This is a genomic window from Roseburia hominis A2-183, assembly GCF_000225345.1.
Lineage (GTDB): Bacteria > Bacillota > Clostridia > Lachnospirales > Lachnospiraceae > Roseburia > Roseburia hominis.
On record NC_015977.1, the window covers coordinates 3354977 to 3370663 of the forward strand.

The 15687-nt window shown below is 50.5% G+C and carries 19 protein-coding genes; 4 read left to right on the forward strand and 15 right to left on the reverse strand.

Annotation, left to right across the window (positions count from 1 at the left end; all coding sequences use genetic code 11):
• Positions 1-55: 55 nt before the first annotated feature.
• The 12 genes from RHOM_RS16630 to RHOM_RS15350 all read right to left on the reverse strand — a co-directional run bounded on the left by RHOM_RS16630 (position 56) and on the right by RHOM_RS15350 (position 9690).
• Positions 56-1291 (reverse strand): DUF6382 domain-containing protein, encoded by a 1236-nt coding sequence (locus RHOM_RS16630; protein ID WP_014081177.1) that lies wholly within the window; start codon positions 1289-1291, stop codon positions 56-58.
• On the reverse strand, positions 1272-1493 hold the full coding sequence (locus RHOM_RS15305; RefSeq protein ID WP_014081178.1) for a TadE/TadG family type IV pilus assembly protein: 222 nt from the start codon (positions 1491-1493) through the stop codon (positions 1272-1274). The genes RHOM_RS16630 and RHOM_RS15305 overlap by 20 nt, the downstream gene beginning before the upstream one ends.
• A gap of 24 nt (positions 1494-1517) precedes the next feature.
• Positions 1518-1946, reverse strand: a complete 429-nt coding sequence (locus tag RHOM_RS16635; protein ID WP_014081179.1) for a prepilin peptidase — start codon at positions 1944-1946, stop codon at positions 1518-1520.
• A 34-nt stretch (positions 1947-1980) separates the two neighbouring features.
• The gene (locus RHOM_RS15315; protein ID WP_143761752.1) at positions 1981-2688 is read right to left on the reverse strand and encodes a pilus assembly protein; all 708 of its coding nucleotides are present in this window, start codon (positions 2686-2688) and stop codon (positions 1981-1983) included.
• A gap of 178 nt (positions 2689-2866) precedes the next feature.
• Positions 2867-4339, reverse strand: coding sequence for a DUF5702 domain-containing protein (locus tag RHOM_RS15320; RefSeq protein ID WP_014081181.1), 1473 nt, complete (start codon positions 4337-4339; stop codon positions 2867-2869).
• A gap of 2 nt (positions 4340-4341) precedes the next feature.
• Complete coding sequence (locus RHOM_RS17170) at positions 4342-4509, reverse strand: Flp1 family type IVb pilin (protein WP_014081182.1); 168 nt, start codon at positions 4507-4509, stop codon at positions 4342-4344.
• 15 nt (positions 4510-4524) lie between these two features.
• Positions 4525-5808, reverse strand: coding sequence for a type II secretion system F family protein (locus tag RHOM_RS15325; protein ID WP_014081183.1), 1284 nt, complete (start codon positions 5806-5808; stop codon positions 4525-4527).
• Positions 5809-5839: 31 nt separating this feature from the next.
• On the reverse strand, positions 5840-6577 hold the full coding sequence (locus tag RHOM_RS15330; protein ID WP_014081184.1) for a type II secretion system F family protein: 738 nt from the start codon (positions 6575-6577) through the stop codon (positions 5840-5842).
• On the reverse strand, positions 6567-7811 hold the full coding sequence (locus RHOM_RS15335) for a CpaF family protein (protein WP_014081185.1): 1245 nt from the start codon (positions 7809-7811) through the stop codon (positions 6567-6569). Before RHOM_RS15335 ends, RHOM_RS15330 begins: the two co-directional genes overlap by 11 nt.
• A 22-nt stretch (positions 7812-7833) precedes the next feature.
• Positions 7834-8871: a P-loop NTPase family protein gene (locus tag RHOM_RS15340; RefSeq protein WP_014081186.1), complete on the reverse strand. Its 1038-nt coding sequence runs from the start codon at positions 8869-8871 to the stop codon at positions 7834-7836.
• Positions 8864-9304 (reverse strand): A24 family peptidase, encoded by a 441-nt coding sequence (locus tag RHOM_RS15345; protein WP_014081187.1) that lies wholly within the window; start codon positions 9302-9304, stop codon positions 8864-8866. The genes RHOM_RS15340 and RHOM_RS15345 overlap by 8 nt, the downstream gene beginning before the upstream one ends.
• Positions 9305-9411: 107 nt before the next feature.
• The gene (locus tag RHOM_RS15350) at positions 9412-9690 is read right to left on the reverse strand and encodes a pro-sigmaK processing inhibitor BofA family protein (protein ID WP_014081188.1); all 279 of its coding nucleotides are present in this window, start codon (positions 9688-9690) and stop codon (positions 9412-9414) included.
• Between the two features lie 192 nt (positions 9691-9882).
• Here RHOM_RS15350 and RHOM_RS15355 point away from each other — a divergent pair, with 192 nt between their 5' ends.
• Positions 9883-10158 (forward strand): DUF2508 family protein, encoded by a 276-nt coding sequence (locus RHOM_RS15355; protein ID WP_014081189.1) that lies wholly within the window; start codon positions 9883-9885, stop codon positions 10156-10158.
• Here RHOM_RS15355 and RHOM_RS15360 read toward each other — a convergent pair.
• Positions 10122-10598, reverse strand: coding sequence for a flagellar export chaperone FliS (locus RHOM_RS15360; protein WP_014081190.1), 477 nt, complete (start codon positions 10596-10598; stop codon positions 10122-10124). The genes RHOM_RS15355 and RHOM_RS15360 overlap by 37 nt on opposite strands.
• A 31-nt stretch (positions 10599-10629) precedes the next feature.
• Complete coding sequence (locus RHOM_RS15365; protein ID WP_014081191.1) at positions 10630-12150, reverse strand: flagellin N-terminal helical domain-containing protein; 1521 nt, start codon at positions 12148-12150, stop codon at positions 10630-10632.
• A 206-nt stretch (positions 12151-12356) separates the two neighbouring features.
• Here RHOM_RS15365 and RHOM_RS15370 point away from each other — a divergent pair, with 206 nt between their 5' ends.
• Positions 12357-12566, forward strand: a complete 210-nt coding sequence (locus RHOM_RS15370) for a DUF1858 domain-containing protein (protein ID WP_014081192.1) — start codon at positions 12357-12359, stop codon at positions 12564-12566.
• Between the two features lie 89 nt (positions 12567-12655).
• On the opposite strand, the gene RHOM_RS15375 is transcribed toward RHOM_RS15370, so the two are convergent.
• Positions 12656-13435, reverse strand: a complete 780-nt coding sequence (locus tag RHOM_RS15375) for an adaptor protein MecA (RefSeq protein WP_044024713.1) — start codon at positions 13433-13435, stop codon at positions 12656-12658.
• Between the two features lie 279 nt (positions 13436-13714).
• On the opposite strand from RHOM_RS15375, the gene RHOM_RS15380 reads away from it, so the two are divergent.
• Together RHOM_RS15380 and RHOM_RS17505 are read left to right on the forward strand one after the other, a co-directional pair.
• A complete protein-coding gene (locus RHOM_RS15380; protein WP_242823190.1) occupies positions 13715-15025 on the forward strand; it encodes a serine/threonine protein kinase in 1311 nt (436 codons plus the stop codon).
• On the forward strand, positions 14973-15686 hold the full coding sequence (locus RHOM_RS17505; RefSeq protein WP_014081195.1) for a hypothetical protein: 714 nt from the start codon (positions 14973-14975) through the stop codon (positions 15684-15686). The genes RHOM_RS15380 and RHOM_RS17505 overlap by 53 nt, the downstream gene beginning before the upstream one ends.
• Position 15687 lies beyond the last annotated feature (1 nt).

Consider the following 15687-nt stretch of genomic DNA (forward strand, 5'->3'; position numbering starts at 1 on the left):
TGGTTATTATAGTTAGACCGGGCGCAGATTGCAAACGTACTTCCCTCATTTTTTCTTAAATAAATCTAAACTTTTCATCTGCAAACATCACGACCTCATTTTTCTGCAGACTCATTCCTGTTTTATAATTCAGCAATTCTCCACCCACTCTGGTGCCGTTCGACGAATTGAGATCCTCTATAAAAAAGACAGCTCCCTTTTTGCTGATCTTTGCATGCCTCCTGCTCACGGTCGCACTCGGAATCCGGCCATCACACTCCGCTGTACTCCCGATTACATAGTTGTCTTTCTCTATCACCAGATCCGAGTATCCGCCGGTTCCTTCGTAGCGCAGGATTCCTTCCGGTTTCTGCGAAATTCCCGCCAAAAGCACCGTGGGATTTGCGGATTTATGTTCCTCTTCCTCCGGTTCAAAGACAAACGCCTCCGGCTCCTTCTGCATATTTTTCATATTCCCGCCGATCTTCCATCTGCCCGTTCTTCTTTTGTCCCCGGATGCTGCCGCTTCGTCCGCCGGTCTGCCTGCCTTTTCACCTGCCGGTCTGCCTGCAGCTGTGCCTGTCGTTTTCCATATTTTCTCCCACACTGCCGCAAGCAGTTCCTGCACCGTGCTCTCTCCGCGAAAAATCTGCTTCCATATGGAAGCATCCCGCTTCCCGTCCTGTTCCTTCTGTCCGACAGTGGCATATGCTTTCGGCTCTTCCGGTTCTGTGTCATCCAGACCCTCCGGCTCTGTCTTCGCTTCATCCTTTTCATACGGCATTAAAAGCAGCGATTTCAGCTCCTTTAACTCCATTCCCCCTGCACTGCTCTGTCCGTAAATATCATATGCCGCTTTGACCGCACGCTCATCCGAATGATCCAGTCGTGTCAGCAGATATTCCATGAACGTCCGGAAGGCTTCCGGCAGCGGCATTGGATTCCCCGGATAGTAGCAGAAAGAAATCTGTCTGGTCCGGTAATCTACGAAAATACTTTCCGCCGACAACAGAATACTCTGTGCCGGCAGCAGCATTCCCTCTAACTGCTGCACTGCCTCATAAATTCCGTTGAGTACATTGCACAACATATCATAGGAAAACGTCTCCGTCTCCAACACCGCATCCAGCGCCTGTTTTCCTGTAATGTTATACCACAGATACTTTTCTCCGTTCTCCTGCACACATTCCGCAAACACAATATTCCCCTTCGGAGCATGAGCAATCATCTTTTTTTCCCATTCCTGCAATTCTTCACACTGCGCGAGCACCATGTAGCTTGCCGTCAGTTTTCTAATATACTGTATCTTCATTTTGAAATAATTCCCCCGCTTCCTGCCAGCGGTAAAACATCTTTACCGCCTCTATTTCCTGCTCCTGCCCTATCGCCAGCGCGGTGTCCCTGCACTCTGTATACATCTGAATACCGCTCTTCATGGCGAATGCAAACAACGCCAGCACGAGCGGCACCACAAGCGCCGCCTCTATGGTCAGACTTCCTCTCCATCCGTTCATAAATTCTCCATTTCGTCCCGTTTTCTACCGCCATCCCAGCTGAAATACATACGCCGCAAAAAGGAATGGAAGAAACGGCATCCGGTAATCCTTTCTTCTATGCTTCACAATGAGTCCAAACAACGCCGCCGGAACAATCAACATAAGCGCCGTTAAAAACAACTCCACATTCCGCCAGAATCCCAGAAAAATACCGCTTGCCATCAGCATTGCGCCATCCCCGTAGCCAATCTCCTCCCTGCTGACCCAAGCCGCAAGCAAAAGCACCGCGCCGATTCCTGCACCCAACAGCAGATCCGTCAGCTTCTGTGTCGGGAGCATCAGGTGAAGAACCAGTCCTGCAATTCCCGCCGCAAGAGGCACATACACGCATATCATCTGTTCCTTCCAGTCGCGGTATGCCGTGACCGCAAATATTCCAAGCAGCAACACCTCACCCACACAATTCTGCATTGTCTTTCTTCTCCTCTCATCCATCTCTCTCCCGCTACTGCCCGCACCGGCTGCACGGTCTGCGTGTTCCCACCTCGGACAGCCGTATCATGCGGACGGTTCGCTTGATGCCGCTGCAGCCAAGATCTTTGTGGTAGCAGTCGCCCTGGTTCGTAATATAGAGCCGTCCGAATGCATTTTCCGCATACCGGCACTGCATGCATTTTCTATATGCTTCCCCGTTCTCATTGCGAAGTGCCGCAATTTCCGCCTCCGCCACAGACCGGATCGACAGCTCCAGATGCGTGCAGCTATACTCCCTGTGATAGGCGGTTCCTGTCTGTGTGACATACACCCACTGGTCTTCATCACTTCCCTCTGCAGCACTCCATCCTGTCCATTTCCTGCAATCTGCCCGCTGTTCCATCGCAAAATCCCACAACCAGAAGATCCGGATGGGCAGCCGGATATGATACGCCGCCCGCAGTGTGATCTCCTCCCCGGAGAAATCGGATCCAATCAGGCTGATTCCAAACTTTCCTCCTGTGATGTAAGTTTCTGCTTCCGTGCGGTCCGCCATCTCTCTCAAAAGCAAAGCCTCTGCCATTCCAGGGAGCGCCGCCCCGTCGGATGACACAGTTGTCGCGCAGACTGCCAGCTTCCGTCCCGTATCATCCAATGCCCTCTGCACCTCAAGCTGAATCTGCATGATGCGGAAGAAAAAGAGAACACTCACAAAAAAGCATGCCAGCACCGGCATCACGACTGCTGCCTCCAGTGTAAATACTGCAGACAGACGGAGGCATTGCGGTGTCCCTTTTCGCGCGATATTTTCTGAACCAGATATGGAATTTTGTTCGGGGAGAGATTTGTCCTTTCTTATTATTTTTATGATTCGCCTTGCTTCTACCTCATAAAGAGACACCGCAACACCTCCCTCCTCAATCATACGAAAACGTTCGCTGTGTCTGATAGCATAGACCGGACAGATCTCTCCCTGTATGTACCATCAGCCCGGAAAACAACGGCTGCCACTCATAATCCATGCGGTAACTTATGCCACACAGCACATGATCCATGCGGCAGTCTGCATACATTGGATGCAGGCGTACTGTCCGTTCCATGATGTCCATCATCCGGTACGCCAGCCGCTCTGATGACACTGTATACAGGAATCCCTTCAGGTAGCCCTGATAACTCACACCGTTTTCGCAGTTTTTTGCCTTTTTGCCGTCTTCAAACGCCGCCGCAAGACTGCCAAACTGCGCTGTCCACTGCGTCTCAGTTTTTATCAAGGCAATCTTATCCCCCGCCAGCAATGCCCGGATGTCCAAAATACTCTCCACATACGCCCACGCCGCGATTACCCCCGTCTGGACAAGCCGCACAACCGCAGGATTTCCCGTAAATCCCGCCAGCGCCTCCGCCATTCCAAGCGTCTTTGCCCGCTTGTCCCCATCTCCGAGGATATGCGTGATATTGGCTGCCTCCCGGACAAACAGCAGGCGCTTGATGACGCTTTCCAGATTCTCTTTATCCGATCCTTTTCCTGCCAGCACATATTCCAGTTCATATGCCAGCGCGTGATCCTCTGATTCTCCCAGATAATCTCCAAAATATTGATCCATATATTCCAGTGCGAGTATTCTGTCATACCAGTCCGACACCTGTATTTCCATATTGCCGGTCTGTTTCTGCCGCCTCTCTATCGAATCACCCAGATCGGTCTGCCTCGTCGAGACCGCACCAAAATCCCCCAGCGTCATTCCAAGCAGTGCGTTCTGCTTTATCGCATGAACAACCTCTAGCGGATTTTCCTGCTCCGGCGGAAGTTCCGGTATCACCGCTTCCGTCCCGTCCGATTCTGCCTGTTCCCGGCGTTCGCTTTTTGCCTCTTCGATCGCTGTTCTGGCATCCTCGATACTCTCTTCCCCCTGTCCGCTCTGTTCCACCTGCTCATGCTCGCCATAGCGTTCCTGTAATGCCCGTATGGTCTCCATCGCCATATTCTGCTTCATATATGCTGCCACACAGTGCAGAAACACGCTTCCCTCCTGATCCGTCATCAGACGGTATGCCACCGGCTCTGCTCCTGCAAGGGTGACCTGCAGGATGCTTCCTCCCGCTCCATCAACGTCCAGATTCCGGTCAAGCCGCTCTCTTAAAACAGCGGTTACATGATCCATGGAAAATATATCCCCACCGTAGGCGCCATCCAGTCCCAGCAGATGAAATTCTTCCCAGAGCACCGGCTGATACTCTGCGCATACCGACTCCAGCGCAAGCGTGGACTTCATATCTGCATACGTCTGTATCTGGTACACCCTCCCCGCCTCCAGAAGAGCCATAAGGAAGGATGCCACCAGCGCAAACGCAAGTGCGGAAAATACCGTAATACTTGCTCTCTTTCTCATTCTCAGACCTTTCCCGCCTTTTTCGTGATCGTATCGAAAATATCGTTCACCAGACTTGTAAGTTGATCTTTAAAGATCAGTACCAGCCCGATCAACACGACCAGAATCAGAATCAATTCCACAACTCCCACACCGTCTTCTTCTCTGATAAACTCTCTGATCCCTCTCATAGAATCCCTCCCTTTCTAAATTTGAAATGCCAGCACCGCCGGCACCAACAGTATCACCATCACAATTCCGAGCATCAGCATCATCGGAAACAGCAATTTTGTTCCGGCTTCCTCACCGTAACGTTTTGCGGCATGCTTCCGCTCCTCAAACGCATTCTGCGCTTCCTGCTCCAACAGTACCGTAATACCGCGGGTTCCTTTTTGCAGATTCTGCGTCAGTATGCCGGCAAGCTTCCGGTAGGATGCCACACCGCACCGTTCTCCGAAATGCTCATACGCCCGCTGTTCCCCCACACCGCTCTCCATCTGTCGGCAGGCGACCAGCATCTCCTCATAGGCGGGCATTTCCGCCGTTTTATTCTGTGTCCGCTTCTGTCCATAAGCTCCGGCAATTTTTCTGAACGCTCCCTGAAGCGTCATTCCCGCCCCCAGAAGCAAGGCCAGCTTGCTCACCAGATCCGGATACTCGAGTTCCAGAAGCATTTTGCGCTTCTTTTGCTCCTCCTGCTTTCTGCTCATGGATACCACCGGTACAAAGCAGGCGAGAATCACGCCCAGTATAAGGATCTTTTCCGGTCTCTGATCGCGCCTTTGCTCCCAGTGTATGGTATGTCCCTCCACCTCATCCGGCAGAAAAAGTCTGTCTGCTCCCGCCTCCGACTGCTGTCGCGCAATCTTTTCTGAAATCCCCTTCCGGAAGCGCTCTTCCTCGTCTAACAGTCTGGGATACACGCAGATATAAAACTCCTGTACACATCTGGATTTTCCACATGTCAGAGTGACCTGCACATTCACCAGCTCCCCCTCCTCGTCCGGTTCTCCCACAATTCTTCCAGTGCGGCTCTCTATCAGCCGGTAATTGTCAAAGCTCCATTCCGCCTCAACATGCCCTTCCTGATATTCCTCACGAATGACAACAGCATCCCGTATACAATTCACAGATTCATTGTCTCCCGGGAATTCCTTAATGAGTTCTTCCTCTGCCGCTCGAAGATATGCCTGCTCCTCCTGCTTTGTCAGCTCCTGCTCCGGCACATGCACCTTGTAAGCTTTGGCCTTTTTCGCCCCATCCACATACATACGCAGGTCTGCCTCGTAGTCACCTTCTCCATTTTCTCTCCGAAGCAGCCCCTTCTCCGGATCCTCATCTGTCTGCAGTTCCATGTATCCGGACAGCAGCCCGAGACATGCCGCTGCCGCAATGACTGCCGCCCCTTTCTGCCAGTCTTTCCTGCCCCATTTCCGGCTGACTGCCCATCCGAGCACCGCCAGTCCAAGCGCTATTCCACATACAATCACATTTTCCCCCTCTTTATCCACAAACCTTTCGTCAGATCTGAATATTCAATATATGCTCTGACCATTTGATGGCGGCAAGATAGCAGCAAAAAGCGATGCTCATGACAGCCACTCCGAATGCGCTGCCATACAAAGCGTCCAGAAATTCTCCCGATGCCACCTGAAGATATGCCAGAATTGCAAGCGGCATTATTTCCATAATCCGCCCCTCCAGACGCTTTCCTGCAAGCACGGTTGCCACTTCCCTTTCGACTTCAATCCGCCCCGCGAGTTTTTGTACCGTCGTCTGCATAATGTGGACAAAGTCTCCGCCGCTCCGCTTTGCAAACGCGAACACCTCCGCAAAACTCTCGATCTCCTCACACCCGCTTCGCGCCGCAAACGAAAGCAACAGTCGCTCCAATGGTTCGTTCATGCGCACCCCCTCATTCATCCAGCGCACCTCTGCCGCCATAAATCCCTTCTCCCCATGCAATTCCAGAAGTTCTTTCTCCGTCTCCCTCCATGCATTTTCTACAGAATATCCTGCCAGCAGCGCCGCCGATGCAGACTGCATGGCATCCTTGAACTCCATGAGCAGCTGTTCCTTTCTCTTTTCCTTTTGCAGAGTGCAATACTTTTTCACGCATACCAGGTACGCTGCCGGAAACAGCAGCATTCCCCACACAGACCGGTAAAACAGCCACGCTGCCATTCCTGCCGCTCCTGCTCCCACTGCCGCACAAGCCAGTTTCTCCACAAAACCTGCCCGGTATTTTCTATAGTCCACTGCTCCCCTCCTTCTCCGGGTTCATTCCTGCACGCTCACATTTTTCGGTATGCATCAGCCGGCCGGTTCTCATCAGGGTTCCCCTCACATGCCTTGCCTCCTCCCCGGACTCTTCATACCTGAACAATTCATGGAGCATAACCTCGCCCTGCTCCATTCCTGCTATTTCCACTATTTTTAATACCTTACGGCTTTTATCCCGCAGCCTTCCCAGATGGATCAGGATATCGATCCCCGATGCAATCTGACTGCGTATCGCGGGAAGCGGCAGTTCCATGCCCATCAGAACCATCGTCTCCAATCTGCTTAACATATCCTTGCACGAGTTGGCGTGCCCGGTCGAGAGACTTCCGTCATGCCCGGTATTCATTGCCTGTAATACATCCAGCGCCTCCGCGCCTCTGCACTCCCCAACGATAATGCGCTCGGGGCGCATGCGAAGCGCCGTCCGGATCAGATCGCGGATCGTGATCGGCGTAACGCCTTCTGTATTGGCATTGCGCGTCTCAAGCCGCACTAGATTCGGCTTGTCCAAAAGCTGTAGTTCCGCCGAATCTTCGACTGTAATGATACGTTCCTCGCGGGGAATATACTGGGAAAGTGCATTCAAAAAGGTAGTCTTTCCGGAACCGGTTCCCCCGGAAATGAAAATATTGTAGCCGCACCGCACCAGTATTTTCAGTAGATCTGCCGCTTCCTGTGAGATGCTTCCCATCCGGATGAGATCCTCCATACCGATCGGATTTTCCGGAAACTTCCGGATCGTAACGGCCGACCCGTCGATCGCCACCGGCTCCAGCACAATATTGACGCGGGAACCGTCCGCCAGACGGGTATCGACAATCGGAGATGCCTCATTCACCATACGGTTGCTGTATCCTGCCATCTGCTGGATCACATCATTTAACTTTTCTTTGGAGGAAAACCCGTACTCCGCTTTGTACAGCCGTCCCGCTTTCTCGTAGAAGATATGTTCTGCACCGTTTACCATGATCTCCGTGATCGTCGGATCTTCCAGCAGTTCCTGCAGTACATCCAGCTTGCGCAGGGAATAAAACAAGGTCTGTACCACAGCTTCCCGCTCCCCCAGCGTAAGCATCCTCTCTCTGGCAAAGTCCCTTACCTGTGCTTCGATCAGCTGATATACCTCCTCATCCTCCACCGTCCGCGTCAGGTCGATCTGCTCCATGATCTGTCTGCGCAGCCGTTCTATCTCTTCTCCCGCAATCTGCATTGCGCATCCCCCTGTCCCGGTCTTATTCTTCCTGTCCACCGATATGGTTCCGGACATAGTCCCCAAATTCACTCCACAAAAACTGACGGTACACATCCATTCCCGCACGTATCTTTCCTGCAGAAAACGGGAGCCTTATCACCTGCATCCGGTCTGCAATGTCCACCGCAGGCTCTCTTTCCAGGTATCTGCGGAAATGATCCATCCGGCAGTCGTAGTAAAAGCCGCTCTTCATTGGACAATAAATACTGGTGCAAAGCCCCAGAAAGGATAGAAAATCCCTTAACCCCTGACCAAAATCCAACAGGAGGATCTCATATGACGTCTGCTTCTCCAGAAAGGAGATCAGTTCCTGCAGATCCCCCGCGGTCATCTCCCCCAGATCCTCCGGATTATCAAACGGTTCTACATAGTGCATCCACTCGGTCTCATGAATCCCTCTGCCAAGCGTTTCCGCCGTAAGGCGCTGCCTGCGCAATGCGAGAATCACCTCGCCCAGATCACATTCTCCCGGAACGCCAAGCAGCTCCAGCATCCCGGAATGTTCCATCAGATTCACATATAATACCTTCTTCTCCGTCGACAGCTTCTGTGCGAGAACCATCGAAAACGGCATCTGCATTTCATGGCAGATCGGAGAATAAACACCAATTACCTCCATTCCCGTTCCGACATTCTCCATCCTTCTGCTGCCGGCTCCCGTCAGAGTCATCACCTGCACCTCATGCAGAATGACCTCCATGGACTGATAACGGCAGATTCCACGGCAGCTTTCCGGCACGGAACCGTACGTTACCGATTCCGCAACCGCATCTGCCATCGTCTCCTGCAAGACCAGCACCGGAATATCGTATCCCGCCAGTCTCTCCGCCATCTCTTCAAATCCGGTCCCGCATATCGCAAGATCCGGCTTCTCTTCCTCCAACGCTTCCAAAAGCTTCTCCGGCATCGAAAATGCGGATACTGCATATTCTTCCGCCTTGCGTTCCACCAGGTATGTGACAAATCTGTCCCGGTATTCCCGGTCTGTATCACAGACTGCCACCGCAATTTTATTCAATGGCACACCCCCAGACTACAATAAAATATCCAATTAAAATCATCGCTGAAAAATGAATCAGTGTTCTCTGATTCCCGAATATTCCCGCCATTCGCTTCTGATACAGCAGCTTCCCCAGTCCAATTACTGCTGCCGTCACAAATGCCGCCAGTATGACATATAACAACTGTCTCATTGAAAGAAATCCACCAGCTACGGAAAATAACTTGATATCTCCTGCGCCAATTACACGCAGTTGAAATAAAAGAAACAATAAGATAACCGGAATAGAAATGTTCACCAGGAAATGAACAATGCCTGCACCGCCTTCCCCCAGAATGCGCAGTGCAAGTCCCATCATAAGTCCGGAAGCAATCAGCCGGTTACTGATCCGCATCTCCCGGAAGTCCGCTGCGACCGCAAATGCAAGTACCGTCAACAGCGTCAGTGTCATAAGTTCCCCAACTCACCACCCCTTCGTTCATTTGTAAATCGGATTATAGCAATTCATTTTTGCTTTGTCTATAGGTTTTTCGCATTTTATTTACATTTGTAAGATTCTCACAAAATTTTGAGCAGCAAAATTCCATAAAGAAGCGCAACCCCACTAAAACCAAGGCTTCCGGTTGTCAAAAGGGTCACCGGATTGATGCCGACGGCAAGCATGATTCCCTGCTGTGCGAGCCATTTGTTCACACATGCGATGGCGCAGGCACCCAGAACCGCGCGCACCAGAAAATTTAATGCAAACCTTGCACGATTTTTTAATATCATAATTCCAAGGACCAGCACACAGCTTCCCGCAATGATCCAGAATGATGTCAGCGACATTTCCTGCATGGCGTTTCCTCCACACTTTTTTCTATATCTATGAATGTCCGCGTCCGTTTATGCCAGTTTGTCTGTTCCGGCGGACGGACAGATTTTTACCGTTTTTTGTATAGAATGGGATTTATTTGCTTATACTTTGAATAAGATAGAAGGAACAACACTGCCGCAGACTTCGGCAGAACCCATAGATCTGGAGGAACTATGCTGCGTTTTTTTCAACCCGAAAAAACGAATGATAATCATTATACGCTGCTGATAAACGATCTGCACCAGACGGCACAGGATCTGCAGGACGCCTACCGCAATCTGGAAAACGTCATCGATCCGGATCTGATCGACTGTTACATTTATGAATTAAATTCCGTGCAGATGCGCTACAAATTTCTTCTTACAAGCATCCGCAACTATGAGTTGCGCACACAAAAAAATCCAGAGGATTTTTATACCAAAAATCCTCTGGAACTATCGGAATCCTGACAAGTCTCCACCAGATTGTCACGTCCGTAAGTATACCCGGCATACACCTGCTGCGTATTTTTCATAAGCGGCTCCGAATGATCCTGCTCGGCCGCATGCACAAAGCCGTCATAGAGCTTTTTCATGAGGCGGCAGGCATCCTCGGCATCTGCCAGATCTCTCTTGTAGAGAGACTTTGCGATCGAATCTCTGCAGAACACATAGATACTGTAGAGATTCTTCGCCATGTCATAGGAGAAATTGAGCGCCGATATCAGTTCATCGATCGCGCGCTGCGCTCTCCGCAATGCTTCTTTGTAGGCATCCCAGTCGGCTGCATCGTATGCCGCCCTGGCATCATCCAGATATGTGAAAAAAATATCATACATAACCACGACCAGTCCGCTCCGGTTCGCCTGACTGATCCGCCTGGTAAAATCTACAATCTGTTCTTTTTTCAAGACAGACCTCCGTTCTCATGCCTCATCGCGCCTACTGCAGAATCTGCAGTACCTGCTGCGGCAGATCATTTGCCTGTGTCAAAACAGAAATTGCCGCCTGATTGAGCACATTCTGATGTGTATAGTTCGTCATCTCTTCCGCCATGTCAACATCCGTAAGTCTCGACATCGCATCCGTCATATTCTCCCCAAACTCATCCAGACTGTTTGTGGAATACTCCAGACGATTCTCATAGGCTCCCAGATTTGAACGTGTTTCGCTGACTCTTGCAATGGCATCATCCAGACGGTCTAAGGCACGGTCTGCACCATTGACCGTCGTCACATCCAGATCGTCGATATAGAGGCTCTCGCAGGAAATCTCCGGAATCCGGATGTTCATATTCTGATCCATGTTTGCACCGATATGAAGCGTCATGGTTCCCATATCTGTCACCTCAAATTTGAGGGATCCGTCATAGGTCTCCAACACATTGCCGGCAGAATCTGTCTTGGTCGCACCGTCCTCATATCCTGCTTCCACCAGGAATGAGAGGGAAAAACCGCCCAGATCCGTGATGGTCACACGGTTACCGTCGCACTTTGCGGTCGCGGAAGAGGTAAATCCCTTCCAGTTCGCCACGTCATCCAATTCCATGTCCGATCCGTTCGGAACACTCGTTGTCGTCTTGCCGGAAGCATCTGTCTGCTGGCTTCCGTAAATCCACTGTTTTGTCGCCGGATCCTGCACCAGACCGTTATTGCCGGATGCGTCGGACAGTGCAAACTGATTGGCAAGCGCCTGATTGCTGAAGGAAAGCTTCAATGTGGCGTCAGATCCGTAAGCGTCTGTAGTGAATGTCAGGCTTCCGTCCGCCTTGCTGCGCTCGATCTGTGTCTCGCCGATCTCTCCAGCCGTCCGGAGCTTTTCGTATACTTCCTGATACGTGTCGGTTGCCGCGATCTCAACGGTTGATCCATTGACGCTCATCGTGCCGGAAACGCCGATTGCCGCCGTGCTGTTAAAATCTGCACCGGACGTCACCTCTGCCTGTGTTGCTGCCGTTTTGACTTTAATCTCGTAATTTCCTGGACTCACCTGATCCGTCACCTGGATGCGGCTGGCATGCTTTGTGTACACTCTGGTGTCCAGCGAGCCGTCAAGCAGTGTCTTCGTATTGTACTCGGTATCCTTGGAAATACGGTCCACCTCATCCTTTAAAGATGAGATCTCTTTCTGAATAGCTTCCTTGTCTTCCTGACCCATCGTCGCGTCACTCGCCGCCTGCACGGAAAGCTCTCTCATACGCTGCAGAATATTTGTCACCTCACCTAACGCACCATCCGAAATGTGAATGACGGAAATACCGTCCGACGCATTGGCGGATGCCCGGTCAAGTCCGTCAATCTGCGCTTTCATCTTGCGGGAAATCGCCATTCCCGCCGGATTATCCTTTGCATGATTGATTTTTAAACCGGAAGAAAGCCGCTCCATGGACTGGCTTAAATTACTCTCAATCCCGAGCAGATTCTTATTCGCTATCGATGCCGAAACATTATAATTTATTCTCATCCTGTCGTTCTCCTTTATCCATATCTGTCCTATATATCGACCAACTTGCCGCTTCACTGAATACCCGGCAGAAAAGATTTCCCGCACTCCTGTGTATTTCACGCAAACTTTGTTTGCATTCCGCCGCGTTTCGTATTATAATTAGCACATTGCCGGGCATACTAATGTAATCATACATGCCCATAATCACATAAGGAGGTATCATTATGACACAGATCACAAAGTCCACGATGATTGGCGAATTACTTCAGATCGATCAGAATATCGCACCAATCCTTTTAAATATTGGAATGCACTGCCTTGGATGCCCGTCTTCCCAGATGGAGACAGTAGAAGAGGCTGCCATGGTACACGGTATCGATCCGGACGCTCTGGTAAAAGAGATCAACGATTTCCTTGCAAAGGATCTCGCTTAATCCGCAGGCAGACACCAGACGAAAAGGGTATCCCGGTTCCCACTGGAACCGGAATACCCTTTTTTCTGTTGCTTAACGCCGCAGGACCCTTAAAGCTCTGCAAGCGTCTGAAGCGCATGATTTTTCAAAATCACCTGATAGTGTTCTTTCATGAACGCGCCTGCTGCCGGCGTATACGTCTGCTGCGTTCCGTATTCGGATAAAATATTGCACACCTTGTTGAACTCTTCCGGTGTCTGTCTGCTCTTGCTGACCAGAAGATAATACTTGTGCGCCGCCTCATTCTTATACAGATCGTTATTCCCCTGATAGAAGCCCTGCAGCGTGTTCGCCAGTCTGGTTATCTCAGAAAAATCACTGAACACAAATAACTTCGTAATGTCTACAAGTACGTTTACCGGAGTTTCTTTTTTCTTATCATTCTCTTCTGAAACGAAGCTATCCTTACTGCCCTGTGCATCTGCCGCCTTTCTGCGCTCTTCCTGAATCCTGCGGAACAACCCCAGTATGTCATCTGCACCTTCCGGCGCCGGTGCTGCTCCACCGCCTGCCATTGCCTCCTCGTACACGTCTTCCGGATCCGGATCGGAGAACCTGGAAAATCTGGTATCAAGCTCCTCCGGATACTCCACCTTGGTAATCACCAGGATGATCGTGTCCTGTGACAACGGTATTGCCTCTATCATCAGCGGAATATCATCCGCCTCAAAACCAAATTCATACGCCGCCTGCTGCATCATATCGCGGAACAGAAGCTTTGCCTTCTCCGTTCCGTATGCAAGCTCACTCAGCTTGATCTGACGCTCTGCCAGATCCTCCCTCGTCAGCGTACAGCGAATCTGATTGTCGTTTACTTTTTCAATTTTCATACTACACCACGCCTTTCCGTATTCTGAAAGCCAAGCTTTCATGCGAAACTCCCGCATTACTTCCTTTATCCGGAAAACCTTGTAAACTGTACATTTATTATAATCAAATGCTATATTGATGTAAAGTATACCTTTTTATTAAATCTTTATAAACTGTCAAAAAGCTATTGTCAAACTACATTTTTCATGTTATAAACATATGCATGAGATGCGAATCTGCCACACTATGAAAGGAGCGGATTTTGCATAGAAGAAGTTATTCTGTTCGGCAAGTACCGGATTCTTTCCGTACTCGGTTCCGGTAGTTTCGGTACCGTATTTCTCGCCGAGCATCTCAAGCTGAAGATTTATCGGGCCATCAAGCGAATCCCCAGATCTCTGTCAGATAGATCTTCTTTCTCCCTGGAATCTGACTTCCTCGCGGAAGCAGCTCTTCTGAAGAATCTTAATCATCCAGGAATCCCCCTCATATATGATATCGACGAAGATGACGCCTATCTTTATATGATTGAAGAATACATTCAGGGTGAATCACTCGAGACGTTTGTCTCTCATCAAAAAAGCATTTCTGAGGAACTGATCGTAAAACTGGGCATACAGCTATGCGACATTTTTACCTATCTGCATCATTTATCTCCATACCCGATCCTGTATCAGGACTTAAAGCCGGAGCATATTATATTATGTGGAGATCAGGTAAAATTACTCGATTTTGGCATTGCATCTTTTTTTACCGGTTTCGGAAAAAATTTCCAACTTTACGGGACAAGCCGCTACTGCGCACCGGAAATCCTGCGCGGACAGCCCGTCACTCCGGCCGCCGACATCTACAGTCTCGGCAGGGTTTTAACGGAGCTTTCGGACGCCATGTCCTGCCGCTGTTCCAGACAGCTTCGGTACATCTTAGAGCAGGCGTGCGCTGCAGATCCGGCAGACCGCTGTCAGGAGGCCTGCGATCTGAAAGCCGCACTGCTTCGTGTACCATTATCAGAGAATCAGCAGTCTTCGCATCTCATTCGGAACATTGCCGTCATCGGGAGCAGACCCGGTGCAGGCGCCACGCATATTTCCATTTCTCTTGTCAGCACCATGAATCAAAAACATATTCCCGCAATCTATGCTGCCGCGGACGGGAGCGCATCGCTTCTACACGCCGCCAGGGCAAATCATCGTCTGATCGACCAGAACGGGATCTTTATTTATGGAAGCTTCCGCGGGATTCCGGACTATGGGGACAGTGTATCTGTTTCCGTTCCGCCGGATGACTGCGTTGTAAGGGACTATGGCACCCGCGCGCCCGCGCTTGCCGAGCTGGCTTCTTTTGACCTGATTCTTTTCGTCTTAAACGGAGGAGACTGGGATTTTGTACAGGCAGCCGCCTATGGGAAACAGCTGGCACTGCTGCCACAGACACGTTTTCTCTGCAATCACGGCTGCCGCTCTGCCGCAAAGGCATACGCACGGCAGTTAGGTCACCGCGTCTACTGCTTTCCGGAAGATGCGGTTCCATACGATACAACACCCGAAAAGGAACGGCTTGTTTCGTCCATCTTACCGAAGAAAGGAGGGAGACGGCATCTTCTATTTTGATCGCAACGAAACCAAAGCACACATCACCATCGGCATTCTCGGATGTCATCCGGGGGCTGGCGTGACACAGCTCGCCATAAGCCTTAGCACATACTGTGCCTCCAGGCGAAGACTGCGCACCGCTTGTCTTGAGCTTCACAAGCGCAGCGAACTGGCGCGGCTGATTCCGGAATCTGCTCTTGCGGACTCCATACACCGCCATGCCTTACAATGCAGCAAAGCGGCGGATACCGCGGACACTTCAAAGGCAGAGTTTTTTCACTTCCGTCTGCACGGCGTGGATTATTATCCGAATCTGGCGCCGGATGCTGTGCCGCGCCTGCTGAATATGGGGTATGATTATCTGATCCTGGATCTCGGTAGCTTAAACGAATCTGCTGCCGCAGAATTCCTGCGCTGTGACCGCAAGATTGTGCTAGGCAGTCTTGCACTCTGGAAAACCTGGAGTTATGAGGAATTTTTCAAACAATTTAACAACTTTACAAACCTTGGGGAAGGTTATCATTATCTGGTACAGGTGGGAACATTCCAGAATCATTCCGTTTTTTCCAGGCAGCACTCCATATCCATGCAGGAGGTTCCGTTCATCAAAAACCCTTTTCATATAGAGAAGGAGCACTTTCTATTTTTTGACATACTTCTGTCATTTTATTCATTGTAAC